This is a genomic window from Citrobacter sp. S-77 (assembly GCF_963864895.1).
Taxonomy (GTDB): domain Bacteria; phylum Pseudomonadota; class Gammaproteobacteria; order Enterobacterales; family Enterobacteriaceae; genus Citrobacter; species Citrobacter murliniae.
The window spans coordinates 2,866,663-2,889,893 of the sequence record NZ_CAWLWU010000002.1 but is presented as its reverse complement, the minus strand read 5'-3'; the positions used below and the strand labels follow the sequence as shown (position 1 = coordinate 2,889,893).

Below are 23,231 nucleotides of genomic sequence, written 5' to 3'. Positions count from 1 at the left end.
GGAGAACATCATGAATCATTCAACAAACCCCTATGTCATGCTGCATGACGAGAAACGCTGTATTGGCTGTCAGGCGTGTACGGTTGCCTGCAAAGTACTTAATGATGTACCCGAGGGTTACAGCCGGCTGCAGGTGCAGATCCGTTCACCGGAAAATGAGCCTCAGGTTCTGTCTCATTTTCAGTTTGTGCGAGTCTCCTGCCAGCATTGTGAAGATGCGCCTTGTGTCAGCGTCTGCCCGACCGGCGCGTCTTACCGTGATGAGAATGGCATTGTACAAGTCGACAAATCGCGTTGTATTGGCTGCGACTATTGTGTCGCCGCTTGTCCGTTCCATGTGCGCTACCTTAACCCGCAAACAGGAATCGCTGACAAATGTAACTTCTGCTCGGATACCCGCCTGGATGCCGGACAATCACCAGCATGTGTTTCTGTTTGTCCGACGGATGCGCTGAAATTTGGCCGCCGCGATGACCCGGAAATTCAGCACTGGATTAATCAAAAAGCGGTTTATCGCCAGCAGGAAAAACGAAGTGGCGAGGTGAGTCTTTATCGACGTAAAGAGATCCATCAGGAGGGGAAAGTATGAATGCTATCTGGGGAGCAGAGCTTAATTATGCGCCGGATTACTGGCCGCTGTGGCTCATTTATGCAGGTGTTATCATTCTGATGATGATTATTGGCCTGATCGCACATGCACTGTTGCGTCGGATGCTGGCACCCAAAACGGCAGGCGGAGAAGAGCATCGTGACTACCTCTATTCGTTAGCAGTCCGTCGTTGGCACTGGGGGAATGCACTGTTATTCATCCTGCTTCTGCTGAGCGGCTTATTTGGTCACTTTTCTGTCGGCCCTGTGGCCTTAATGGTGCAGGTGCATACCTGGTGTGGCTTTGCATTGCTCGCCTTCTGGGTTGGCTTTGTGCTGATAAACGCAACCAGCGGTAATGGCTGTCACTACCGTGTGAAATTTAACGGGCTGATTTCGCGCTGCTTGCTGCAAACGCGCTTTTATCTGTATGGGATCATGAAAGGCGAAGCGCATCCCTTTGCGGCTACGGCGGATAATAAATTTAACCCTCTGCAACAACTGGCATATCTGGCCATTATGTATGCGCTGGTTCCGTTATTAATCATCACCGGTTTGCTGTGTCTTTACCCGCAGGTTATCGGAGCAGGTCCGGTAATGTTAGTGCTGCATATGGCGTTAGCGATTGTTGGCATTCTGTTTATTTGTGCACATATTTACCTGTGCACATTAGGCGACACGCCGACACAAATATTTCGTAGCATGATTGATGGTTATCATCGTCATCGTAGTCATCACACAGAAGCGCAGCCACGTAAAGGGTAATTAATCTAGTACGCATCGCGCACGATACGTACATTTAACACCCATATCACCTTGCAAGAAAATGTGCTTTATGTCACATTTTCTTGCAATTTATCCCTGTTTATTCGACTAAACTTCCGTAAAAAGAACGGCTATTTCTCCTATTCCTGAGGACATGCTGTTGAAATGCCGTTTGTTTGTTGCCGCTTCTCTGTTCGCGATGAGTTTTTCGTCCGCCTTTGCGGCGGATGTCACCAGTTTTGCTCCCCAGCCTCCAGCCATAAATGCCGGGGCGTGGGTGCTTATGGATTACACCACGGGCCAAATTCTTACCGCAGGTAATGAACACCAGCAGCGCAATCCCGCCAGCCTCACCAAACTGATGACAGGTTATGTTGTTGATCGCGCAATCGACAGCCACCGCATCAGCCCGACCGATATTGTTACCGTTGGACGTGATGCCTGGGCAAAAGATAATCCGGTATTCGTGGGCTCATCATTAATGTTCCTGAAAGAAGGCGATCGTGTTTCAGTGCGTGATTTAAGCCGCGGCTTAATTGTCGATTCTGGTAATGATGCCTGTGTCGCGTTGGCTGATTACATTGCCGGTGGACAGCCACAGTTTGTCGACATGATGAACAGCTATGTGAAAAAGCTAAAGCTTCAGGACACGCATTTCGAAACGGTACACGGACTGGATGCGCCAGGTCAGCACAGTTCTGCTTACGATCTGGCCGTGCTATCCCGGGCAATCATTCATGGAGAGCCTGATTTTTACCATATGTATAGTGAGAAAAGCCTTACATGGAATGGCATCACGCAGCAGAACCGTAACGGATTGTTGTGGGATAAGACGATGAATGTCGATGGGTTGAAAACGGGGCACACGTCTGGTGCCGGATTTAATCTAATCGCATCTGCTGTTGATGGACAGCGCCGTTTGATTGCTGTTGTCATGGGCGCTGAGAGTGCGAAAGGGCGCGAAGATCAGGCGCGCAAACTGTTGCTATGGGGACAGCAAAACTTCGACACAGTGCAGATTTTGCGTAGCGGTAAGCAGGTAGGTGTTGAGCGGATTTGGTATGGCGATAAAGAAAAAATTAGCCTGGGTACTGAGCAGGATTTCTGGATGGCACTGCCGAAAACGGAAGTTCAAAACATTAAAGCAAAGTATGTGCTTGATAAGAAAGAACTGGTTGCCCCTATTGCTGCGCATCAACGCGTGGGTGAAATTGAACTCTATGACCGAGATCAGCTCGTGGCACACTGGCCGCTGATGACGCTGGAGTCAGTTGGCGAAGGCGGCATGTTTTCTCGTCTGAGCGATTATTTTCACCATAAAGTGTAATTATTTGCTTGTGGTTCTGACTGGCAAGAGTGCGAATCTGCTCACATAATGAACACTGTTTCCTTGTTGTCGTAATAAGCAATAATTATACTGTATATAAACACAGTGTAATTATGGAGGCTATATGAAGTATGAGATCAAGCAGGTAGAAAAACGCAGGATTGCCGGCTTTCACATGGTGGGACCGTGGGAACAAACGGTAAAGCAGGGATTTGAGCAGTTAATGATGTGGGTCGATAGTAAGAATATCGCACCGCTGGAATGGATTGCCGTCTATTACGACAACCCGGACGTTGTTCCGGCAGATAAACTCCGCTGTGATACTGTAGTTTCCGTCCCTGATAGTTTCGTGATCCCACAAAACAGTGAAGGAGTGACTCTGACTGAACTGGCGGGTGGTGAATATGCAGTTGCCGTTGCACGCGTTGAGAATCATGATTTTGCGACACCGTGGTATCAGTTTTTTAATCTCCTGTTGCAGGACTCAACGTATCAGATATCGGCCAGACCTTGTTTTGAAATTTATATGAACAATGGTACGGAAGATGGTTACTGGGACATTGAAATGTATGTGCCAGTGCAGTCGAAGTAACTGTTTTTTGTGTAAATCAGGATGAAAGTCCTGACCATTACAGTGATATTTTCACTGAAAAAGCAGGTACAATTCCGTTCTTTGCTATTCCCTGACGGAGTGCATGAGTGCGTGCAGATAAGTCTCTGAGTCCTTTTGAAATTCGTTTGTATCGTCATTATCGTGTTGTGCATGGTATTCGCATTGCGCTGGCGTTTCTTCTCACTTTTCTGCTGGTCCGGCTGCTGAACATCCCTGAAGGTACATGGCCTCTAATCACGCTGGTCGTGATCATGGGGCCTATTTCATTTTGGGGTAATGTGGTTCCCAGGGCTTTTGAGCGCATTGGTGGGACGATTCTGGGCTCTGTGCTGGGACTGGTGGCTCTGCGGCTGGAACTCTTTTCACTACCGTTAATGTTGATATGGTGTGCGGTGGCAATGTTTCTCTGCGGCTGGTTGGCTCTAGGCAAAAAGCCCTATCAGGCTCTGCTGATTGGCATTACGCTTGCCGTTGTCGTGGGAGCTCCTGCTGGCGATATGAATACGGCACTCTGGCGTGGTGGTGACGTTATCCTGGGTTCGCTACTGGCGATGCTGTTTACCGGCATCTGGCCACAACGCGCTTTTATACACTGGCGTATTCAACTTGCGCATTGTGTTACAGGGTATAATCGCGTGTACCAGGCTGCTCTGTCGCCTAACCTGCTCGAACAACCCCGTCTGGAGAAACATTTACAGCAGTTGTTGAGTGACGTTGTCAAAATGCGCGGGCTCATCGTCCCTGCCAGCAAAGAAACGCATATCCAAAAGTCTATATTTGAGGCTATTCAAACTGTTAACCGTAATCTGGTTTGCATGCTCGAGTTGCAAATTAATGCGCTTTGGGCAACGCGTACCAGCCACTTTGTGATGCTGAATGCGCATACACTGCGTGAAACACAGCTCAGAACTCAACAGGCATTACTGACGATAACTCATGCTCTGTATGAAGGTAATCCGCAGCCAGTGCTTGCCAATACGGAAAAACTCAACGATACCGTAGCGGAGCTGCGTAAGCTCATTGATGAGCATAAAGGCGATAATGTCGCTGAGACTCCCATTCACGGCTATGTCTGGCTGAACATGGAAATGGCACGACAACTGGAGTTGCTCTCACATTTAATCTGTCGCGCTTTGCGCAAATAAAGAGCAGATGAGGGGATTGATTATCCTGCTGCTTCGATTCAGCAAGGATTAAGGGTATGATACTGAAAAAGGCTAAAACCATTGTTAACTGCAATGGCTTTACCCTCGATAATTCAGGTTTCAACCATGTATTGTCAATGCATATGCAACTTGAAGTATGGCGGGCATGAAAGTAATGTTGACCCACTTTAGCCGTTGTTTAAACGAATCCGAATCTCACATTATCAGGGGTGTAAAAATGGAAACTACCAAGCCTTCTTTCCAGGACGTGCTGGAATTTGTTCGTCTGTTCCGTCGTAAGAACAAACTGCAACGTGAAATCCAGGACGTTGAGAAAAAGATCCGTGACAACCAGAAACGCGTTCTGCTGCTGGACAACCTGAGTGACTACATCAAGCCGGGCATGAGCGTCGAAGCGATCCAGGGCATTATTGCCAGCATGAAAAGTGACTACGAAGATCGCGTGGATGATTACATCATCAAAAACGCTGAGATCTCAAAAGAGCGTCGCGATATCTCTAAAAAGCTGAAAGCCATGGGCGAAGTGAAAAACGGCGAAGCGAAAGCAGAGTAACGTTTTATACCCTGAACCTTCAGGTTTCAGGCAAAATTGAAGTATGACAGGTATATAATGATAAGGGCTGCGGTGCGGCCCTTATTGTAACTCGACCCCGCCAGTTACCATCCTTAGCAAATGCTGTTCCGGCCAGTGCCTTGTCAGCTTCTTCTGCCCCAGCATCCATTTGATATAATCAACATCGTGACGTTTTCTGTCCAGCATCAGGCCGACAACGCTGCCGCTGTGCGCGACATTCACTCCGTATAAATCACATTCTTCTACCAGCGCCAATAGTGAGTCGAAATCGGGTTTTGGCAACAACAACTGACTGGCGATTGCGCTTAGTGTTGCCGCTTCGCCCATCCTGTATGGGTTTTGATAAATACAGGCTTCCTGAACTTTTTCCCATGCTCGCTTAAGTGCAGGGGCGCCAGCCTGTAATCCTGACTGACGAGGAATACGATGATAGTCTGCTGTACGTAACGTTTCCGGGCTTTCGAGAACTAACAGGTCGAGTTGCGGCTGCGCTTCACAGGCAATTTGTGTGGAGGCGTCGTTATGATCGAAAAGGGTTAACTGGCGAAAAACGGTACTGTCAGTAGGCTCAAGTGAAACGCAAAGGTGCGCCAGTGTCGATTCATCTAACGGATGGCCCAGATGATGCGCCGTAGCAATTGCCGTGGCGGCAATATCCGCCGTGCTGCTGGCCATACCTTTGGCGATGGGGATTGTTGAATGGATGTCTATCCGGATATCCTGGCTGACATGTGCCGGGTATTGCCAGTGCTGCAACAACCGGTCAACCATCGCCCGAGAGAGGGGACGCTCATCTGTCAACGGTGAACCTGAACTGATCTCAACGGTGCTATACCATTCAACCGGGCAGGAGACCAATTTCTCACTGCCCAAAATCCAGCCCTGGATAAGTTCTCCGCATGATGCGGGACATTGCGCAACAGCCACGTCTTCACCTTTGTGATCAGCAATCCTCGGCGCATAGTGTCATGGCGATCGCGCTATTACCATGATTTGCCGCAATTTGCAGTGCGGCAATACTAGGCCGGGATGTCCAATGTCACAGTTTCTGCTATCGCTATTCGCATCACGTCCTGCGCTATCATTAGCTCTTCATTGGTGTTAATCACGGCCACTTTGACCATCGCATTTTCTGTCTGAATGAAGGTCGCGTTACGCTGATTTTTTTCTTCATCAACGGCCAAACCTAAGAAATTCAAATTGCGACAAATGGCGGCCCTAGCACGTGCAGAGTTCTCGCCAATACCACCAGTAAATACCAGTGCATCCAGACCGCCCATTTGCATAATGTAGCTGCCAATCGTGGCCCGAATACGTTCGGCAAACAGCGTTAGCGCAAGTGCTGCCTGATGGTTTCCATTATCAGCAGCATGTTCAACGTCACGGTAATCAGGTGAAATGCCAGAAATACCCAGCAAACCTGACTCATTATTGAGTAACTGATTGAGCTGCTGAGGTGTTTTGCCTTCACGCATCGCAATCCACGGCAGAATAGACGGATCGATATCACCACTACGAGTGCCCATCATCACGCCCGATTGTGGGGTAAAGCCCATTGATGTATTAACCGACAGCCCGCCCTTGATGGCGCAGATACTGCTCCCGTTACCCAGATGACAGCACACAACGCGCAGGGCGCTGAGAGGAACACCCAGTTTTTCAGCCAGTGCGGCGCTGACATATTTATGGCTGGTGCCATGAAAACCGTAGCGACGAATTCCCAGCTCAGAGTAATACCGCCAGGGCAGGGGATAAATAAAAGAAGGCTCATCGAGTGTCTGATGGAAAGCGGTGTCAAAAACGGCAACAGCAGGCGTTTTTGGCAGCAATTGGCGAAATACAGCAATGCCGAGCGCATTAACCGGGTTATGTAACGGTGCCAGTTCTGCAAGACGCTCGATTTCTGCCAGTGTTTCCTCGGTCACCAGGGCAGAATCTTTAAAAGATTCCCCGCCGTGCGCAACGCGATGTCCCGTACCGTCAATGTCATCCAGACTGTTGATAATTTTATGGCTGAGCAGTTTTTCCAGTAACAGGGTTACCGCATCCCGATGGTCGGCAACGGGCAAAATCTCCTGCCATTTTTCTACTGGTGTTTTGATGGTGACCTGTGCGTCAGTCATGCCGATACGCTCGATCAACCCCTGACACAGCATTTCACCCTGCGGCATGGCCAGTAACTGAAACTTCAGCGAAGAGCTGCCGGCGTTAATAGCCATTATCTTGTGAGACATGAAGGTTCCTTTGCATTCAGAAAAATGAACATCTCATCCACTCCGGTATTGTTCACTGCGCTGGTGATAAAGACTTTTTGCGCTCCAGCCTGCACCAACCAGTTTTCGACGAGGGAAATACGCTGCGGATTAGCTAAATCAGCTTTGGTCACCAGACCGATAACAGGTCTGTTCATCGGGCCAGTAAAACCAGGCGAAAAAGGTGACCAGGGTGCATCAGCATTAAGTACCAGAGCGATAATGTCGGCTTCACAGGAACTGGCCAGCAGTGCGCTATACAGGCACCGGTTCTCAATATATTCACCCGGTGTGTCTATTGCTGCAGGAGACCAGACAATGGCCTGAGTTTTCTGGTAATGAAGTGCTTCACCACGCATACATTGAGTAAGTGATGTCTTACCGCACTGGCTGGGTCCAATTAGCATTATGCGTTTCATGGTGTTAAGTCCGTGTAATGGGACACGCGGTAAAACGCATCATTTCGCCCAGCGTGCGGGTAACCTGTTTTAGCGCATATTCAACCGCTGAAACATCACCTGTCAGGACGACTGCGCCGGTAAAACGGTCAAGAAAACCTATCTCAACTGCACCGGATTTGGTGGCGATGTCACAGGCAATAATTGAGGCTTCACTTGGTGTAATGGTTAAAATCCCAATAGCTGAAACCGAGTCCTGTAATCCCAGCTTCTTGAATAAATCTTTACCCGGATTGGCGATGAGATGTGCCAGAGTGACCTGTTTTCCCGGTACGTATTCCTGGATCATGCGATCCGTCGTCGGTTGCCTCTCCATTATCCCTCCACCATTTGTCGCCACATGCTTTCATGCGGACGCGGGATGACAGAGCGATAGACCAGCAGTCCTTTTTCACCTGCGCTTTCGCTGGCTACCGTCACGGCGTTATTCACATCGGAAACATCACCCGCGACCACCATGTAGCATTTGCCTCCAATGCCAAATGCCATATGTACCCGTACCAGCGTGACATTTGAGGCTTTAACTGCGCGATCGGCGGCACAGATACACGCGGCTACGCTCCAGGTTTCTACAATCCCAACCGCCTGACGTTTATCAACGCTGTTAAGACCGCTGATTGCTGGCAGAACGCTGGCATGAATATTTGGCAATACCAGACTGTCAACGAGCATATCACCTGCAAGCGATGTGCCAGTGGCGATAGCCTGTTGCACAGCGCCAACATCGCCGCCGAGCATGAGTAAAAATTTGCCCGGACAGATGGTTTTGCTGACCAGTAAATTCACATTCGCGCTTTTGAGCATGGCATCGCCGGCTTCCATCCCTTTGGCAATGCTGGTGAGTTCTAAAATACCTATAGCCTGAGACATGGTTAACCTCTAATTACCGTGATGGATTGATCAGTTATCTCGCTGACAATACCGTCAATACTGGCGTGAACAGGGGCGCCTAATGCGTCTGCTGGCACATCGGCAACACACTGGCCACGAACAACTCGTTCCCCTTTTTGCACACAAGGGATGGCGCTGGCACCAATATGTTGGCGTAGCAGCAACGTCGTTGTATCTGTTGAATAATCTGTCGGTGCTAACGGTGCGTCGTGGTACCAGTCACTTAGACCCAGTTTGGTAATGAGTCGTGTAACCGGGATGAGGCGATACTTCGCCATTTCATCAGCAGGGTTGAGTGGCCCTTCATAACGATGGTTTAGCGCACGCAGCTCACGTTTAAGCATGCGATTAATACGCATCGGTGAGATGCCTACCGGACATGCAACGCTTTCGCAGACGTTGCATTCTGAGCAGGTCAGGGCAGTGAGCAGCAATTGCGGTGTAGCGGCCTGCTGATAGTTAACCGCGCGGACCAGTAGATGAGGCGATAGTTCATGGCCGATCAAATGTCTTGGGCACAGATCCGTACACAAACGGCACTGTTCACAAACGGTTTTTGCCACCGAAAGTACGGTACGTTCATCCTGCATTCGCCGTTGAATAAGCGCATGGGATTTTGGCAGAACCAACAGGCCGCCTGTCGTTTTGCTCACCGGCGTATCCAGGGAGGTAATCAGGCTACCCATCATGGGGCCACCGTTGATGAATCCAGGGTCATCGACGGTGGATCCGCCAGCCAGGGCCAGTACTTCACGTAAAGACATTCCGATAGGGACCGTTATGGTTACGGGCCTGGCTACAGCGCCGTTGACGGTCAGCGTACGACGCGTAACGGGATACTGTTGCTCGACGGCTCTGGCGATGTTAAGTACGGTCTGGACGTTATTGACGACTACACCGACGCTGACCGGCAATGCGGCAGGGGGGACTCGTCGTCCGGTTGCCATCCATATCGTCAGAACTTCGTCACCAGCCGGATAAACATCAGGCAACATGTGTAACCGGATATCAGCAGGCAGGAGAGGTGTTAAGGCTTTGATAGCTTTCTGATACTTTTCTTTAAGAGCAATTATGCCTGCACTGGCCCCTGTGGCTTTCATAGCATACTGCACGCCACGGACCAGTCGGGCCGCCTGCAGAGCCATTAATTGCTGATCAACTTTCAGCATTGGCTCGCACTCTGCTGCATTCACCAGAAACGTATCAACCTGAGCCTGGAGTTTGACATGCGCAGGAAACCCTGCGCCTCCGGCTCCCACCACACCCGCAGCACGAACGCGATCGCGTATCGTTTGCGCATCATAAAGAGTGGGTTCTGCCGTCATGGCTGTATTCATAATAATTCCTCAAGCAGTTCCTGGATGGCACTGGCGTTGGCTACGCGAGGATTAGTTTGCAGCGTGACATCAGCCAGCGCGGCCTGAACCATCAACGGTATTCGCTGTGACCAGGTTTGCTTTCCGTCTTTAAGCGCGTCAATAAAAGAGGGTAACGCACACTGTTTTTTGAGCAGCTCAATATGATGAATTAGCGCATTGAGTGCCGCTGTATCGTTAGCATTATCCGGGCACAGGTGACAGGCTTTCGCAAATCGGGCGTATCGCTTTGCTGCCCGTGGATCACGAGCGTTAAACTGAATGACCGGAGTCAGTATTAGCGCATTGGCAAGGCCGTGAGGCAGATGAAACTGACCGCCTAACTGATGGGCTATCGCATGATTAATCCCGAGTCCTGCCTGGCTAAAAGCCATTCCGGCAAGCGTCGAGGCGTTGTGCATTTTTCCTCGTGTTGCCAGACAATCGCCTTTACTGACCGCGACGGGCAGATACTGGAAGACGATTTGTGCCGCCTTTTCTGCGAGAGCATCGGTGAAGTCGCTGGCCTTCGTTGAAACATAAGCTTCCAGCGCGTGCGTCAGTACGTCCATCCCGGTATTTGCAGTGATGGCTGGCGGCACGCTGACGACCAGGGTCGGATCAAGTACCGCCATATCTGGATACAGAGCATTATTAAATAATGGATATTTAATACCTTTATCCGGATCGCTAATCACACAAGCGCTGGTCACTTCAGAACCTGTGCCGCTGGTGGTTGGAATAGCCACACAGGTTTCTATTTCGATGCCAAACTGTCGGCTGAACCAGACGATAGCTTTTGCTGCATCAAGCGCTGAGCCTCCACCAAAGCCGATAACAACATCCGGTTGCAGGGAGTGCATTTGCGCAATCCCCTGAACTACCGTACCGATGGTTGGATCGGGAGTGATGTCGCTGAAAACGCTGATGCGATTATCCGCTGGCAGGGCACTCCTCAGCTTGTCAATCAGAGGTGAGCGCGCCAGAAAACCGTCGCAGATGATCCAGATATGCTTATTTGTGAAGCGCTTGAGCACTTCCAGACTTCCCTGGCCGCTGTACAATCGGGTTTGTAGTGAAAAGCTATTCATTACGGCCTCGTTAGCGGATTGAAAAACCGTTTGTCAGCACACAACGACGAGAGCGTGCGAAAGTTCGCGCAGACGTCGTTCCTTCACCGGTCGGTGTGGCGATAGTGAAGGTCGTGAAGCCTTCACCACCCACGCCAATTCCGGCGTAAGAGGGGCCATTTTTCACAAAAATAGATGTCTGAAGCGTGCGGGCGGCAAGATTCAAACGTGAAACATTCTGTGAGTGCATAATGGCAGTGTGATGCAGTCCCTCTTCAACTTTCAGGGCTAACGTTAACGCACTGTCAAAATCATTTACCGTCACGATTGGCAGCATTGGCATCAATTGCTCGCTGGTGACCCACGGATCGTCAGCGCTGACGATACCAATCAACAGGCGGGGTGCTTTTGCCGGAACCGGTATACCCGCAGCTTCCAGTAATGTTGCGGGACTTTTCCCTACGAGTTTCTTATTGGCTATCCCTTCAGGCAGACAGGCGGCGCGTAATTTGTCGATCTCTTCGCAGTTCAGAAGCACCGCACCAAAAGACTGCATTTGCTGAACCAGCCGTTCGGCAACAGCATCAACAACAATCAGGCTTTTCTCTGCAATGCAGGGCAGGTTGTAATCAAAGGATGCGCCGTTGATGATATCTTCCGCTGCTTTCACCAGATCGGCGGTTTCATCAACGATACATGGAGGATTACCCGCACCTGCACCAATAACTTTTTTCCCACTTTTCATGCCCATAGCAACAATGCCAGGGCCACCGGTGATCGCCAGCACTGCGATTTTAGGATGGGCCATCATCTGCTGGGTAGCTTCAAAAGTAGGTTCTGTGACCGTGACGACAAGATTCCGAATCCCGCAACAGCGAAACGCAATATCCTCAATCATGGCAATCAGCTTAAGTGAGACCATTTTAGCGCCCGGGTGCGGACTGAAATAAACGCTGTTTCCTGCGGCCAGCATACTGATGCTGTTGTTAATAATGGTTTCCGTTGGGTTGGTGCTGGGGGCGACTGAGCCAATTACACCAAACGGGGAATATTCAAATAACACCATGCCACCGTCACCGGTCAGGGCCGTTGTCGTTAGATCTTCGATGCCAGGGGTGTTGTCCAGCGCCGCCTTGTTTTTGAGGAATTTATCCTCTTTGTTGCCCATCCCCGTTTCTGCTGCGCTCTCTGCCGCCAGCGAACCAAGATGAGGTGTCAGTTCTTCCCGTAGTGCATTAATGATGGCGCTACGGGTTTTCAGCGGGCATTGCTGATAACGCAAAAAGGCCTGATGGGCAGCATCTATCGCTTCACCGACGGACGGGAAAATACCGTTTCCTTTTATTTCTGTTTTTGCCGGTGCGAGTTGCTCACTCAGAATGTTGCGGATAAGGATTTCAAGTTCTGACGTATTCATTGATGTGTTCTCACGTTAATCGCCGCAATGGCAGTTTCTGCAATGTCCATATCCTGCTCAACGCTTCCTCCGCTGATGCCAAGACCCCCAAGTAGTAAACCTTCACGCCATAGTGCGTAGCCGCCACCAAAAGTGACGACTTTTCCCTGCATATGGCTTTCCAGACCGTAAAGTGCGGCTCCCGGTTGTACCGCAGAACTCAGTTCATGAGTGGCGGTTTTCATCGCAACGGCGGTCCAGGCTTTTTTCGGTGCAAGTTCGCTACTCACGAGCAATGCATCGGGCATGCGCCAGGTCACCGTTTGTGTCCCGTTAGGATCAACTATGCTGATAACGACAGGGACTTTGAGTTCATCTGCCCGTGTTACCGCGGCTCGAGTCAGTTGATGAAGTTCCTGGAAAGATAAAGACATTGCAGACTCATTTGTGGTTATTGTTTGGGTTGTAGCCAGATAGCGCTCAGTCACTTTCCGAATGATGTCGGCCTGATGGGCGTCATGATCTTCGGCACGAGCGAGTGCATATAAGCAGTCGGACAGGCGATTGATATACCGCATCAGCACATGTCTGATAGAGACATCTGCTGAGAGTTCGACAAGCCGTCTTTCTGCGCGGCGGGCAAGCGTACGAGCAAGGTGCAGACGGCTCGCAGCTTCGCAGCGGCCCGGTAAAATAAAACTATGCAGGGGGGGGATTCGCCCCATAGCGGTATCGATAGCGGCTTCCAGGGCCGCAATTTCTTCCGAGCTGATGTAACGCTGTTCTGGCGTCGGCTGTTCGCTTTCGCTGGCAAGCTCCGCACTAAACCAAAAGAGCTGCACTTGAATTTGTTCAAGTAAGAGTCGGTGTTGTTGGCTTTTCACTGCGCAGACGCACAGACTCAGCGCAGCATTGAGTTCATCCAACGTACCGTATGCTTCAACGCGTGGATGCGTTTTACTGACGCGCTGCCCGGTAAAGAGTGCTGTGGTACCAGCATCGCCAGTTCGGGTATAAATCGCCATAGTTCCTCCTATCGAGAAAGCGTGTCGACAATGCCGACAATGGCCAGATCGATAGCCTCATTTGGGCCGGAAAAAACGTGTCTGGCACTGGAACCACTGCTGAGTAATACCAGTTCGCCGGTTCCTGCACCTACAGAATCAACCGCGACTTCATCCCCGCTCACAGGGGAGGCGGGAAGTTCCCCATCGGCGCATACCCGACGTACCAGCAAAAGTTTTTTTCCGACCAGTGATGGCGACTTTTGCGTGGAAACCACGACGCCTGTAACTCGTGCCAGATGCATGGTTCACTCCTGCTTAATTAATTGGACATTCCGCGTATTGACTGCTTCCTGAGCCAATGCGGTAACGACACATCGACGGCGTATTACCAGAAATCCATCCTTCAACCGGGCTACGTCGGCATAACTTAAAAGTGTTTCGGGATGCAGAATGATGTTTTGTCCGTGCTCATCGCTGAATTCCACCGGCAGTCGGGCGAGTTTCCTCACGGGGATCGCCGGTAACAGTCGATGTTGCAGTGATATCTTCACGCGGACTCCGCAGGCCAGTGCTTCGAGGATCGTTACTACTGACTCGCAGGACGCGTCGTGTTCAGCAATTTGTGCCAGCAAAGACAGATCTACCTGCAGGATGTGCAGCGTTGAGTACTGACAACATACCGTCCGGGTATCAACTTCCCGTAACTGCGCGACGCTCACGCAGAGTGTGCTTTCCGCGCGTTTTTTTAATCGGGAAACAACCTCCTCAATGATGCGTTGCAGCAGTTCGTTGTTCATCGTGAGGCCACCAGTGTGGCAAATGCCTGTGGATTATCAGCACCCGCGGCATTGGCTTCATCAGTATCGATATGCATCTCAAGACGCATGTCGGGTGAAACACGAACGGCGACGTTATCGAAAATAAGTCTGCGTTCGTCGCCATTGATGGCCACGGAGACTTTATCGCCATGTGAGACACGCAGGATCAGCGCATCAAGTGGTGACATATGAATATGGCGCTGGGCGACAATTACCCCGAATGCTAAATCCAGTTCGGCAAAAGGGCTGACAAGACGAATGCCTGGCGTACCCTGGATATTGCCTGACATGCGTAGCGGCGCAGCTATACCCAGCGTGCGCGCGTCAGTGCGTGAAATTTCGACCTGGCTGGTGCTACGCAGTGGCCCAAGTAAACGCACATTTTTTAACTGACCTTTGGGTCCCACAAGCGTTACGGTCTGGTCTGCCGCGTATTGCCCTGGCTGTAACAACCCTTTTTTCTCGCTAATAGGCTGATTTGGGAACAGGCGGTCATAATCTGCAGCACAAAGATGGATATGGCGATTAGAGATCCCCAGCGGAATAGGGCGTTCGCGCATTTCATCCAGTACTTTGCTGACGGTTGTTTCCAGTAGCTGTTTATCCATTATTCTTCACCTCGTTTGCCGGAGTGCAGGCAAAGTGAGCGAGGCTCTCCCTTTTGACGCGAACAGGCAGGGTCAAGACACAGATTGCAGCTAATTAACTCTGCATTTTGGGGGGCTTCGGAGATTACGTTTTCCACAGTTACTTCTTCTTCCGCCACGGCTGGTGTTGGCTCGGGGGCTGGCTCAGGCTCTGTCATGACACTGTGGGAAAGGATGCCTTCCCCAGGTCTGGAAATGACTCTGTGAGCGACCAGGCCATCCCGAAGTTCTGCAAAGCTGGCACCGGTGGAAATGGCCGCCTGAACGGAGGCCACATCACCGATGATTTTGAGCATCATCCAGCCTGAGCCGTTGGTTTTTTCGAGACCCACCAGCGTGATGGATGCGGCTTTCGCCATGACGTCCGCGCAACTGATGGCTAACGCCAGACCACTAACTTCAAGTAATCCCAGTGATTGCTTCACGCTGTGCTCCTTTTGCTACGGCTTACGCGGACTTAGGTAAAATAGCTTCAACGTCGCTGTGTGGACGCGGGATAACGTGGCAGGATTTCACCTCGCCAACAGCACTGGCTGCAGCACTCCCTGCATCAACTGCAGCTTTAACCGCGCCAACATCGCCACGAACCATGACCGTAATCAGGCCAGAGCCGATTTTTTCATAGCCAACCAACTGCACGTTTGCGGATTTCACCATGGCATCAGCGGCTTCAATAGCGCCGACAAGCCCTTTTGTTTCAACCAGTCCCAGTGCGTTATTCATACTGCTTTTCTCCTGTGGGTTATGAGTGGCATTCCCTGAAAGGGATGCCTTTAACCAGCCGCGCAGCGTTGTTACCAATGCTCCGACGATCGTGGCTATTTTGTTGATACATCAGCGTAAAAAGTGGTGCTGATGTAGGTAGGTTTTTGTAGTGCACAACCAGTTTTTCCTGATCGCATCCAATGCCGACGAGCAACGGCGATTGGCATGCAGCTAGCCATGCGTTGTGGATAATGTCGGTAGAATGGGTTTCCCGTATAACAAAGGGGATCCCTTCCTCTTCAATACCCAGCAGTACGTCATTCCAGCGTGAGGTGCAGTCCCCTACGGTGCAGATCACGATAGCTGGTGCGGTGAGATTACTTTCCATGAGCGAACGCCTTGTACCAGGAGAGGATCAACCCTGTCGCGACCGCATTGCGGGGACCTTCAGTACCCCGGATGTTGCCTCGACCCGCTACCAGTCGATAGTGCGCCAACGCATCCGTAACCAGTTGTGGTACTTCAAAATCCAGAGAGGATCCTCCGACCAGAACCACAAAGGGGATGTCGCGAATGTTGCCGGTTGGGCTGACCTGACGTAACGCTCTCAGCGCATTAGTGACAAAGACTCGCTCCTTCGCGCTGCGGCGAATGGCTCTGACTTTTTCCAGTGCCAGATCCCCTGGTAATGGCACCAGTTCATCAGGTTTCACCACACAAACGCGTGCAAATACTGTTGGTGGCAAGGGGGTAGGGAAAAACTGAACACTGCCATCTTCGTGGCGAAGGTGGAATAAGCTCTCAACTTTTGCCAGCGGGTATTTTTTGATCTCTTCTGCGAGATATCGATCATCCAACCCCAGTTCGCGGGCAATAATCATCGTGACCATATCGCCTGCCCCAGCCAGATGTGTGGCAATAATTTCGCCTTTGGGATTAATAATGGAGGCGTCTGTAGAACCCGCGCCGAGATCCAGAATGGCCAACGGACGGGTGGTGCCTGGCGTAGTGAGAGCACCTAAAATAGCTGCTTCGGCTTCAGCACCGCCAACCTGGACGTCAATATTGAGCTTTTGTGTGATCTCCTGGGCAATCATCGCCATTTGCAGGCGATCTGATTTCACCATTGAGGCAATTCCAACTGCCTGCTCCAGCGAAAACTCTCCGGCCAGTCCGCCCGTCACGCTGACGGGAACTGAAGTATCAACAGCCAACAAATCCTGAATGAAGATTTCATGGCTAGGTTTGTTGGTTAATTCAGCCATGGTCTGGCGTACGTGCTCCAGCATGCCGCCAATATTGGTTCCAGCTTCACCGGTAACGTTATCAAGCTTTGGACATTCACCAACTGCTTTCATAATCGCTTCGGCACCAGCGGCGACGTCGACGCGAACGGTACGTCCCTGTGACTGGAGTTCAATATTCCCGGCCGGAATTGCACGTGCTTTCACATCACCTGAAGGTGTTTTCACCACAACAGCAGAGCGGTTGCCAATCAGCGCGCGTGCCATGGGGACAATATTTTTGGTCTCGTTCGCGTCGAGGTTAAAAACTGTCGCAATGCCGTATGGGTTGGAAAGTGTCTCAATAACCTTGCCTGGAACGGCGACCTCAATGGCGGCCAGCATCCCTAATGGGATACGGTCGATATAGAGCACTTCATCAACAATAGGTAACGGTTTGTTCAGGCGATTACTGACCAGAACGCCATCGTCCTGCTGCAAAATAACGCCCGATAATTGATATCCTGCGCCAACAGAGGCATTAATCATGGTGGCGACATCGGCGAAATCGAATGCTGATGACACCACCAGGATGTAAGGAATATCAGCCGAACGGGTTAACAGCTCTTCCGGTGTAATCGTGACGCCAACACCTAACCCCACGCCGCCAGGCGTTTTGGGGTTGTGGCCGATCATGGTCGATTCGGTGATGATGGTTTCGGTGATCGTTTCCATCGCCACATCACCTATGACTGGAGTGGCTTCGTTAATACGGATGAGCGAAATATCGCTGACATTGATGCCTGCATTTTTTGCCGCAAGCGTAAGCGCCTCCTGAATACCAAACACATTACGCAATGTGCCCTTAATTCCGGTAGTTTCTGCCAGTGCGCTGCCGGTAATGCTCAGCGTGCCAGCCTCATCCAGAGTGGCGAGAGCGACTTCTGTTGATGAGTTGCCTATATCAATGCCAGCTATATATCGCATCGTATTTTCCTGATATTAATCGTCGCCTTTGAGTTTTTTACGCTCAACATACAGTGCTGCCGCTTCACGAACGAAAGCTGCACAGATCTTTGCCTGATAACGGTTTTCGAGATCGTCTGCGATGGCCATTAGCTCGTCTTTCGTTGAGCGGTATGGACGTAGCGCGTTGTAAATTTCAAGGATGCGGTCGTCAGGTACAGCGGTTAGTTCTGCAGCTCGCTCAAAGTTCATCGCCAACCGGTCACGTCCGGCATCTTTGGCAATATCAGCCTGAATGCGCAGCGTTTCAGGTGTGATACGCATATCCTGTGCCGTGACTTTGTTGCTCAACACATTTTCGAGCGTAAAGTCATCCAGGGTTTTGTTTGTGGCGGTTTTTACCCACTCCGGATGTTTATTCGCGAGAGGGTAATCCGTGACTTTTGCGGTATGAGTTGATGAACTGGCCGTGGCAGGAGTGGTCGTCTCTCCCTGCAGGCTGTTCATTCGGCTCAACACATCCCGAACCATCGATTCAATTGCGTCGGTATTCATGGAGTTATCCTTTATCAAAGCGCAACGCGCAGTTCCTGCGGGTTTTTGCCCGTCACGACGTATTTGGTCTCTTTAATGTGCAGAATGGCCGATTTCGCTTGGTATTTCGGACGCGCCATCTGATCATTCAGCGTAGGGACCGGCTGCGGAGATTCACGCTTGGCATATCGCGCAGCGTTCTTACCGATCTGACGATAGGTTTCCAGTGTCAGAAGCGGAGCCTGGGGGAATAACTCCAGGTTAGAAAGCGGCGGTAATCCCTGCTGGTGGATAACCGTAGTGCCTTTTGACTGGATACCGATTGAAATACCGGAACCACTCAGACGGTTACCCTCTACTGCGACAAACGCCACGTCGGAGGATTTAAAACAGCGAATGACACGTGCTTTAATGCCTTCCTCTTCAATACCGGCGATCACTTCACGCAAGATATTCTTGTGTGGTATGCCGACGATATTGACGGTTTGGGACAGACCGAATGCCGGACCAACAGCAATAATCACTTCATCTTGTTGCTGGCCCTGTTTGGCTTCGCCAATCTCGGTCAGAAAGCTGTCACCTTGAGCCGTTGTTTGTGGTGCAACTGCTGTTGTGGACGCGCGAAAAGAGACGGGTTTATCGCTGGTCTGCATTTCAGACAGCACATCTTCAATTATCTGGCGCAGCAGCTTTTCATTGATTTCCATTGTTCACCCCTTAGCCAAGCTCGTTGGGATCAAGTGCGCCGGGGATGTTCTTAATTTCTTCCCAGCGTTCGCCTTGCAGGCGATAACCTGTTGCCGGACCGGCATAATCGTTGACGTCATTGACTGCGGATAGCACTTGTCCGTCGCCGACGATAATGGCGGAGGTATGCAGATAATCTCCGGTTAACTTGGCTTTCTGGATGTTGAGCATGTCCTGAGCAACATCAGTAAACCCTCCCTGGGCAAGGGCTTTCACCACTTCCAGGCCGTTACGGTTTTTATTGATGATCTCTTGTGCAAATTTGATGTCTTCAACAATGTTACGCTCCGGCATATCTTTCGAACCGTGGGCGTAAGTAGCAGCTTCAACTTCTTCATCGGTGATCGGTGGTAATCCCATTCCGGCAAACACGGCCTGCAGTGCGCGGGCAGCTTTGTTACGAATGGCGATGACGTCTTCTTCACGAACAGGGCGCAGTCCGCCGTCCACTTTCAGGTCACGCTGGAGAACGTTATAGTCGTCAAAGTCTTCAGCATCTTCGTTAGAACCGGCAAACATGTTGTCGTAGTTCGGAACGGCAGAATAACCGGAAGAGATGAAGTCAGTACCTGGCAGGAATTGCATCAGCAGACGAGCAGTACGACGCATATCCGAGTGAGTAAAGGTTTGGTCGTTACTGGAAGCGCACTCCAGATCCAGAGAAGAACAGATCAGGTTTTCGGCCAGTACCGCGCGGATACCTGACGGTACAGCGGAAGGGACGCCGATGCAGCTGACGGAGCCATTCTGTAACCCTTGCACGCCAGCGGCTTTGGTGATGTAAATGCAGCGGGCTTCCAGGTAAAGCATCGATTTGCCTTCGGCGTAACCCATCTGAACTTCTGAGCCGGAACCGGAGGTAAAGCGCATTTTCAGACCGCGAGAAGCGTAAGAAGAGGCCAGGAAGCCTTTTGACCATGGGGTGTCGTCGCCGTCGGTAAACACCGGTTCAGTACCGTACACAGAAATGGTTTCTGCGTAGCAGGTGTGGCCTAGCATGCCCAGTTTCAGTTCGGTAGCTTCTTCCAGTGAACACTGGGTTAATACGCCAGGACGCCCAACCTGCGAACCTACCAGCAGAGCAATAGCGTTAAATGGAGCGTAACGTGCTACGGCAACGGTTGTTTCCTGTTCGTCAAATCCACGCCATGCGCCTTCTGCAGCATCCGCTGCAATCTGCACTGGGTTGTCTTTTACGTTAGTAACATGCGCTTGCTGAGAAGGGGTACGACGGGCACGCATTTTCTGCATTGCCATCATCATCTCAACGACATTCATGTGTGAAACCACTTCGACAATTTTTGCCGGAGTCATCGCAGTTGTCAGCGGAACTATGTCCCTGCGCTTCACATTGGGATCGCAAAGCATATTGGCGAGTTTGACTGAGTCCATCGCCATCACTTCTTCTGCGCGCGCCAGATTAATACCGTAGCGAGCAATAAAATGGTCAATTAAGTCAAATTCGCTGGCGGCTTTACCATCCAGTTCAGTGACCATGCCGTTAACGATTTTAATAGACGGTTTAGGGTCGTTCGGGCTTTCCATCGCAATGAAGCCTTCTTCGATCCACTCCTTAACAAAGCCGTCCTGATTCACAGGGCGCTTCGCCAGTGCTTCAAATCTTTTCGATCTCATGAATCAGCCTCACTGATATCAGATGTAGGACGGACGATCGTTTTTCGGTTCAGAACCGAGGGTCGCCAGCACGGTTTTACCGATTTCACGGGCGGAGATGACGGCCTGACGCACGGCGCCGGAGTCACCGGAAATGACCAGAATGGCTTCGTTACTGAAACTGGTGCCATGTGCAGGGGAGCTATAAGCCACCACTTCAACGTTGGCGGATTTCAGTGCGGTGTCAGCCATCAGCACACCAACGGATGCCGGTGCGCCGACGATAACGCCACAGGCACGGCCAATTGGCGCCCCAAAGGCTTTTTCCAGCGCGTAACTGGCTCGCGCGGTGTATTGCAACTCGAGGTGCCCAGCTTCATTGCCGTAGACATCACCAAATGTGCGATCAAGCTCTTTCAGAGCGACTTCGATTCCGCGTTTCACATCGGAAACATCGTTGCCGCCTAAGATAATCAGCGAGCCGTGACCCGCACCGCCTTTGGTATCACGGGGAAGCTCAATACTGACGACTTCAGTATTTGTTGCTTTTACCGCTTCATCTGCGGCCATGATGTGTGGACCAGCACCTGTTCGTGCGCCAAGGATGCCAATGGAGCGATAGCGTTTTTCAAGCTTCATCGCGTCCAGTAAGGCGCTGTCTACGTTTGCGATCACCAGACCGACGGTATCGCCAATCGCCGTGCCGACAAATTCCGTTAAACTGCAGCTCTTTTCTGCCATAGCCGTTTCTCGTGTTGGATGATTATTTTCAGGGGTAGCCTTTTGCTCCGGTGTTGCCACACGAGCAATCACCTGCGCCATGATCTGTTCAACCAGTTCATTGCTGCTCATTAGCTAATTCCCTTCGGTAAGATTTTTTCTACATCGGTATGAGGGCGTGGGATCACGTGTACGGCTTTCACTTCACCCACGTTACGTGCGGCTGCTGCACCAGCATCTGTTGCAGCTTTTACAGCGCCTACATCGCCGCGAACAATAACGGTTACCAGCCCTGAACCAATTTTTTCGTAGCCGACCAGCATCACATTGGCTGACTTCACCATTGCGTCTGCAGCCTCTATGGCCGCAGTCAAGCCTTTGGTTTCTACCATTCCTAACGCTTCTTGTTGCATAAAGACCTCGCCTGGGTTGTCCCGATTTTCATGACTATAAAAAGAAGCGAGGAAAAAGAATGGCTGACTTGAAAGTGAGAGTGAAAAAATAGTGAGGTTCGGGTGATATAAAATTGCTGTTTTTTATTATATGGTCTTGTTTTTATTGAATATTAATGATTTTGTTAATGTGATAATTTGGTTATGTCAATTCCAGATTTACATTTTTAGTGGTGACAGATTAAATATCCTTTGCTATGCGCTAAAAATGGAATTGTGATGTTTGTTTGAAAACGGAAATCTGCCCTGAACAATATTTTGTCATTCTTAAAATGTCACTTTATTAGGATTTCAACCCGCTTTCGTGCCTGTTTTAATAAACGTGATTGCAATAATTTGTTATCGCAACACGATTTTTAAGAGCATATCGTTCTGATGTTGCCAACAATTTGTAGGCAACGCTTTTTATAGTAAGCCTCGATGTATTCTACTGCCAGCAAGGAGTTTGCTGGTACAGACACGCACTCTGCTTAGAAGGTGTCATAATGAACGATTCTCTAAAAGCGCAATGCATTGCCGAGTTTTTGGGTACCGGACTGTTTTTGTTTTTTGGTATTGGATGTCTTAGCGCCCTGAAAGTCGCCGGTGCAAGTTTGGGGTTATGGGAGATATGCATCATATGGGGTCTGGGGATCTCGCTTGCTGTCTACCTGACCGCCGGGATTTCTGGTGCGCATCTCAATCCTGCCATTACTATTGCTTTATGGCTGTTTGCCTGTTTCCCAGGACGTAAAGTTTTGCCCTACAGCATAGCGCAGGTGGCAGGTGCCTTTGGTGGTGCGTTACTGGCCTATTTGTTGTATGGAAGTTTATTTGTAGAGTTTGAAACGGCTAATCATATGGTTCGTGGCAGCCTGGAAAGCCTGCAGCTTGCCAGTATTTTTAGTACGTATCCCGCTGCTGCACTGAGTGTCTGGCAGGCCGCACTGGTAGAGGTGGTGATTACGTCTATTCTGATGGGCATGATCATGGCGCTTACCGATGATGGCAACGGTGTTCCCAAAGGGCCACTGGCACCTCTGCTAATTGGTATTCTGGTTGCCGTTATCGGCGCATCTACCGGTCCGCTCACTGGATTCGCAATGAACCCTGCTCGTGATTTCGGCCCTAAACTTTTCGCATGGTTTGCCGGATGGGGCGATATTGCGATGACGGGGGGACGTGACATTCCCTACTTCATCGTACCGATTGTAGCTCCCATTATCGGTGCCTGCGCCGGGGCAGCAATTTATCGTTATTTCATTGGCAAAAATTTACCCTGTAATACGTGTAAGCTGGAGGATAATGAGGGTTAGCTTCACGGAAAATGCCTATTTATGAAATGTAAAAACTGATTTCGTGAT

Annotated in this window: 28 protein-coding genes; 7 read left to right on the top strand and 21 right to left on the bottom strand. The window is 50.5% G+C overall.

Annotated elements, in window-relative coordinates:
- Nucleotides 1-10: 10 nt before the first annotated feature.
- The 6 genes from phsB to AACS05_RS14425 all read left to right on the top strand — a co-directional run bounded on the left by phsB (nt 11) and on the right by AACS05_RS14425 (nt 5,012).
- Nucleotides 11-589 carry a thiosulfate reductase electron transport protein PhsB gene (gene phsB, locus AACS05_RS14450; RefSeq protein ID WP_045444566.1) on the top strand — a complete coding sequence of 193 codons (579 nt, stop codon included), beginning with the start codon at nt 11-13 and terminating at the stop codon, nt 587-589.
- Nucleotides 586-1,353, top strand: a complete 768-nt coding sequence (gene phsC / locus AACS05_RS14445; RefSeq protein WP_045444563.1) for a thiosulfate reductase cytochrome B subunit — start codon at nt 586-588, stop codon at nt 1,351-1,353. Before phsB ends, phsC begins: the two co-directional genes overlap by 4 nt.
- A 154-nt stretch (nt 1,354-1,507) precedes the next feature.
- On the top strand, nt 1,508-2,680 hold the full coding sequence (dacD, locus tag AACS05_RS14440; protein ID WP_045444560.1) for a serine-type D-Ala-D-Ala carboxypeptidase DacD: 1,173 nt from the start codon (nt 1,508-1,510) through the stop codon (nt 2,678-2,680).
- A 124-nt stretch (nt 2,681-2,804) separates the two neighbouring features.
- Nucleotides 2,805-3,272, top strand: coding sequence for a DNA gyrase inhibitor SbmC (gene sbmC, locus AACS05_RS14435; protein WP_045444556.1), 468 nt, complete (start codon nt 2,805-2,807; stop codon nt 3,270-3,272).
- A gap of 107 nt (nt 3,273-3,379) precedes the next feature.
- A complete protein-coding gene (locus AACS05_RS14430) occupies nt 3,380-4,438 on the top strand; it encodes an FUSC family protein (RefSeq protein WP_045444553.1) in 1,059 nt (352 codons plus the stop codon).
- A gap of 238 nt (nt 4,439-4,676) precedes the next feature.
- Complete coding sequence (locus AACS05_RS14425) at nt 4,677-5,012, top strand: DUF496 family protein (protein ID WP_003834176.1); 336 nt, start codon at nt 4,677-4,679, stop codon at nt 5,010-5,012.
- A gap of 81 nt (nt 5,013-5,093) precedes the next feature.
- Here AACS05_RS14425 and AACS05_RS14420 read toward each other — a convergent pair whose 3' ends face one another.
- From AACS05_RS14420 to pduA, 21 genes are all read right to left on the bottom strand, one after another.
- Nucleotides 5,094-5,960 carry a GHMP family kinase ATP-binding protein gene (locus tag AACS05_RS14420; RefSeq protein ID WP_045444548.1) on the bottom strand — a complete coding sequence of 289 codons (867 nt, stop codon included), beginning with the start codon at nt 5,958-5,960 and terminating at the stop codon, nt 5,094-5,096.
- 92 nt (nt 5,961-6,052) lie between these two features.
- Nucleotides 6,053-7,267: an acetate/propionate family kinase gene (locus AACS05_RS14415; RefSeq protein WP_045444545.1), complete on the bottom strand. Its 1,215-nt coding sequence runs from the start codon at nt 7,265-7,267 to the stop codon at nt 6,053-6,055.
- On the bottom strand, nt 7,252-7,704 hold the full coding sequence (pduV, locus tag AACS05_RS14410; protein ID WP_045444543.1) for a propanediol utilization protein PduV: 453 nt from the start codon (nt 7,702-7,704) through the stop codon (nt 7,252-7,254). Before pduV ends, AACS05_RS14415 begins: the two co-directional genes overlap by 16 nt.
- A 4-nt stretch (nt 7,705-7,708) precedes the next feature.
- The gene (gene pduU / locus AACS05_RS14405) at nt 7,709-8,059 is read right to left on the bottom strand and encodes a propanediol utilization microcompartment protein PduU (protein ID WP_032939586.1); all 351 of its coding nucleotides are present in this window, start codon (nt 8,057-8,059) and stop codon (nt 7,709-7,711) included.
- Nucleotides 8,059-8,613, bottom strand: a complete 555-nt coding sequence (gene pduT, locus AACS05_RS14400; protein ID WP_003030201.1) for a propanediol utilization microcompartment protein PduT — start codon at nt 8,611-8,613, stop codon at nt 8,059-8,061. The genes pduU and pduT overlap by 1 nt, the downstream gene beginning before the upstream one ends.
- A gap of 2 nt (nt 8,614-8,615) precedes the next feature.
- The gene (pduS, locus tag AACS05_RS14395) at nt 8,616-9,971 is read right to left on the bottom strand and encodes a cobalamin reductase PduS (RefSeq protein WP_045444539.1); all 1,356 of its coding nucleotides are present in this window, start codon (nt 9,969-9,971) and stop codon (nt 8,616-8,618) included.
- The gene (locus tag AACS05_RS14390; RefSeq protein WP_045444536.1) at nt 9,968-11,080 is read right to left on the bottom strand and encodes a 1-propanol dehydrogenase PduQ; all 1,113 of its coding nucleotides are present in this window, start codon (nt 11,078-11,080) and stop codon (nt 9,968-9,970) included. Before AACS05_RS14390 ends, pduS begins: the two co-directional genes overlap by 4 nt.
- Nucleotides 11,081-11,090: 10 nt before the next feature.
- The gene (pduP, locus tag AACS05_RS14385) at nt 11,091-12,476 is read right to left on the bottom strand and encodes a CoA-acylating propionaldehyde dehydrogenase PduP (protein WP_045444533.1); all 1,386 of its coding nucleotides are present in this window, start codon (nt 12,474-12,476) and stop codon (nt 11,091-11,093) included.
- A complete protein-coding gene (pduO, locus tag AACS05_RS14380) occupies nt 12,473-13,480 on the bottom strand; it encodes a two-domain cob(I)yrinic acid a,c-diamide adenosyltransferase PduO (protein ID WP_045444522.1) in 1,008 nt (335 codons plus the stop codon). The genes pduP and pduO overlap by 4 nt, the downstream gene beginning before the upstream one ends.
- Nucleotides 13,481-13,488: 8 nt before the next feature.
- Nucleotides 13,489-13,764 carry a EutN/CcmL family microcompartment protein gene (locus AACS05_RS14375; RefSeq protein ID WP_045444518.1) on the bottom strand — a complete coding sequence of 92 codons (276 nt, stop codon included), beginning with the start codon at nt 13,762-13,764 and terminating at the stop codon, nt 13,489-13,491.
- A gap of 3 nt (nt 13,765-13,767) precedes the next feature.
- Nucleotides 13,768-14,259, bottom strand: a complete 492-nt coding sequence (pduM, locus tag AACS05_RS14370) for a microcompartment protein PduM (protein WP_045444515.1) — start codon at nt 14,257-14,259, stop codon at nt 13,768-13,770.
- Nucleotides 14,256-14,888 (bottom strand): phosphate propanoyltransferase, encoded by a 633-nt coding sequence (locus tag AACS05_RS14365; protein ID WP_045444512.1) that lies wholly within the window; start codon nt 14,886-14,888, stop codon nt 14,256-14,258. The genes pduM and AACS05_RS14365 overlap by 4 nt, the downstream gene beginning before the upstream one ends.
- On the bottom strand, nt 14,888-15,352 hold the full coding sequence (locus tag AACS05_RS14360; RefSeq protein WP_045444509.1) for a BMC domain-containing protein: 465 nt from the start codon (nt 15,350-15,352) through the stop codon (nt 14,888-14,890). The genes AACS05_RS14365 and AACS05_RS14360 overlap by 1 nt, the downstream gene beginning before the upstream one ends.
- 22 nt (nt 15,353-15,374) lie before the next feature.
- The gene (gene pduJ, locus AACS05_RS14355; RefSeq protein WP_001057752.1) at nt 15,375-15,650 is read right to left on the bottom strand and encodes a propanediol utilization microcompartment protein PduJ; all 276 of its coding nucleotides are present in this window, start codon (nt 15,648-15,650) and stop codon (nt 15,375-15,377) included.
- Nucleotides 15,651-15,669: 19 nt separating this feature from the next.
- Nucleotides 15,670-16,020 carry a glycerol dehydratase reactivase beta/small subunit family protein gene (locus AACS05_RS14350; RefSeq protein ID WP_045444503.1) on the bottom strand — a complete coding sequence of 117 codons (351 nt, stop codon included), beginning with the start codon at nt 16,018-16,020 and terminating at the stop codon, nt 15,670-15,672.
- Entirely contained in the window at nt 16,010-17,842 is a 1,833-nt protein-coding gene (locus tag AACS05_RS14345) for a diol dehydratase reactivase subunit alpha (protein WP_045444501.1), read from the bottom strand. The genes AACS05_RS14350 and AACS05_RS14345 overlap by 11 nt, the downstream gene beginning before the upstream one ends.
- Nucleotides 17,843-17,857: 15 nt before the next feature.
- Nucleotides 17,858-18,376 carry a propanediol dehydratase small subunit PduE gene (gene pduE, locus AACS05_RS14340; protein WP_045444498.1) on the bottom strand — a complete coding sequence of 173 codons (519 nt, stop codon included), beginning with the start codon at nt 18,374-18,376 and terminating at the stop codon, nt 17,858-17,860.
- Between the two features lie 14 nt (nt 18,377-18,390).
- On the bottom strand, nt 18,391-19,062 hold the full coding sequence (gene pduD, locus AACS05_RS14335) for a propanediol dehydratase medium subunit PduD (RefSeq protein WP_045444495.1): 672 nt from the start codon (nt 19,060-19,062) through the stop codon (nt 18,391-18,393).
- Between the two features lie 10 nt (nt 19,063-19,072).
- Nucleotides 19,073-20,737: a propanediol dehydratase large subunit PduC gene (gene pduC, locus AACS05_RS14330; RefSeq protein WP_045444491.1), complete on the bottom strand. Its 1,665-nt coding sequence runs from the start codon at nt 20,735-20,737 to the stop codon at nt 19,073-19,075.
- Between the two features lie 18 nt (nt 20,738-20,755).
- Nucleotides 20,756-21,568, bottom strand: a complete 813-nt coding sequence (gene pduB, locus AACS05_RS14325) for a propanediol utilization microcompartment protein PduB (protein WP_045444488.1) — start codon at nt 21,566-21,568, stop codon at nt 20,756-20,758.
- Nucleotides 21,568-21,849, bottom strand: coding sequence for a propanediol utilization microcompartment protein PduA (gene pduA, locus AACS05_RS14320; protein ID WP_003030255.1), 282 nt, complete (start codon nt 21,847-21,849; stop codon nt 21,568-21,570). The genes pduB and pduA overlap by 1 nt, the downstream gene beginning before the upstream one ends.
- A gap of 524 nt (nt 21,850-22,373) precedes the next feature.
- Between pduA and pduF the strand changes: the two genes are divergently transcribed.
- Complete coding sequence (pduF, locus tag AACS05_RS14315) at nt 22,374-23,183, top strand: propanediol diffusion facilitator PduF (protein WP_045444483.1); 810 nt, start codon at nt 22,374-22,376, stop codon at nt 23,181-23,183.
- Nucleotides 23,184-23,231: the final 48 nt, after the last annotated feature.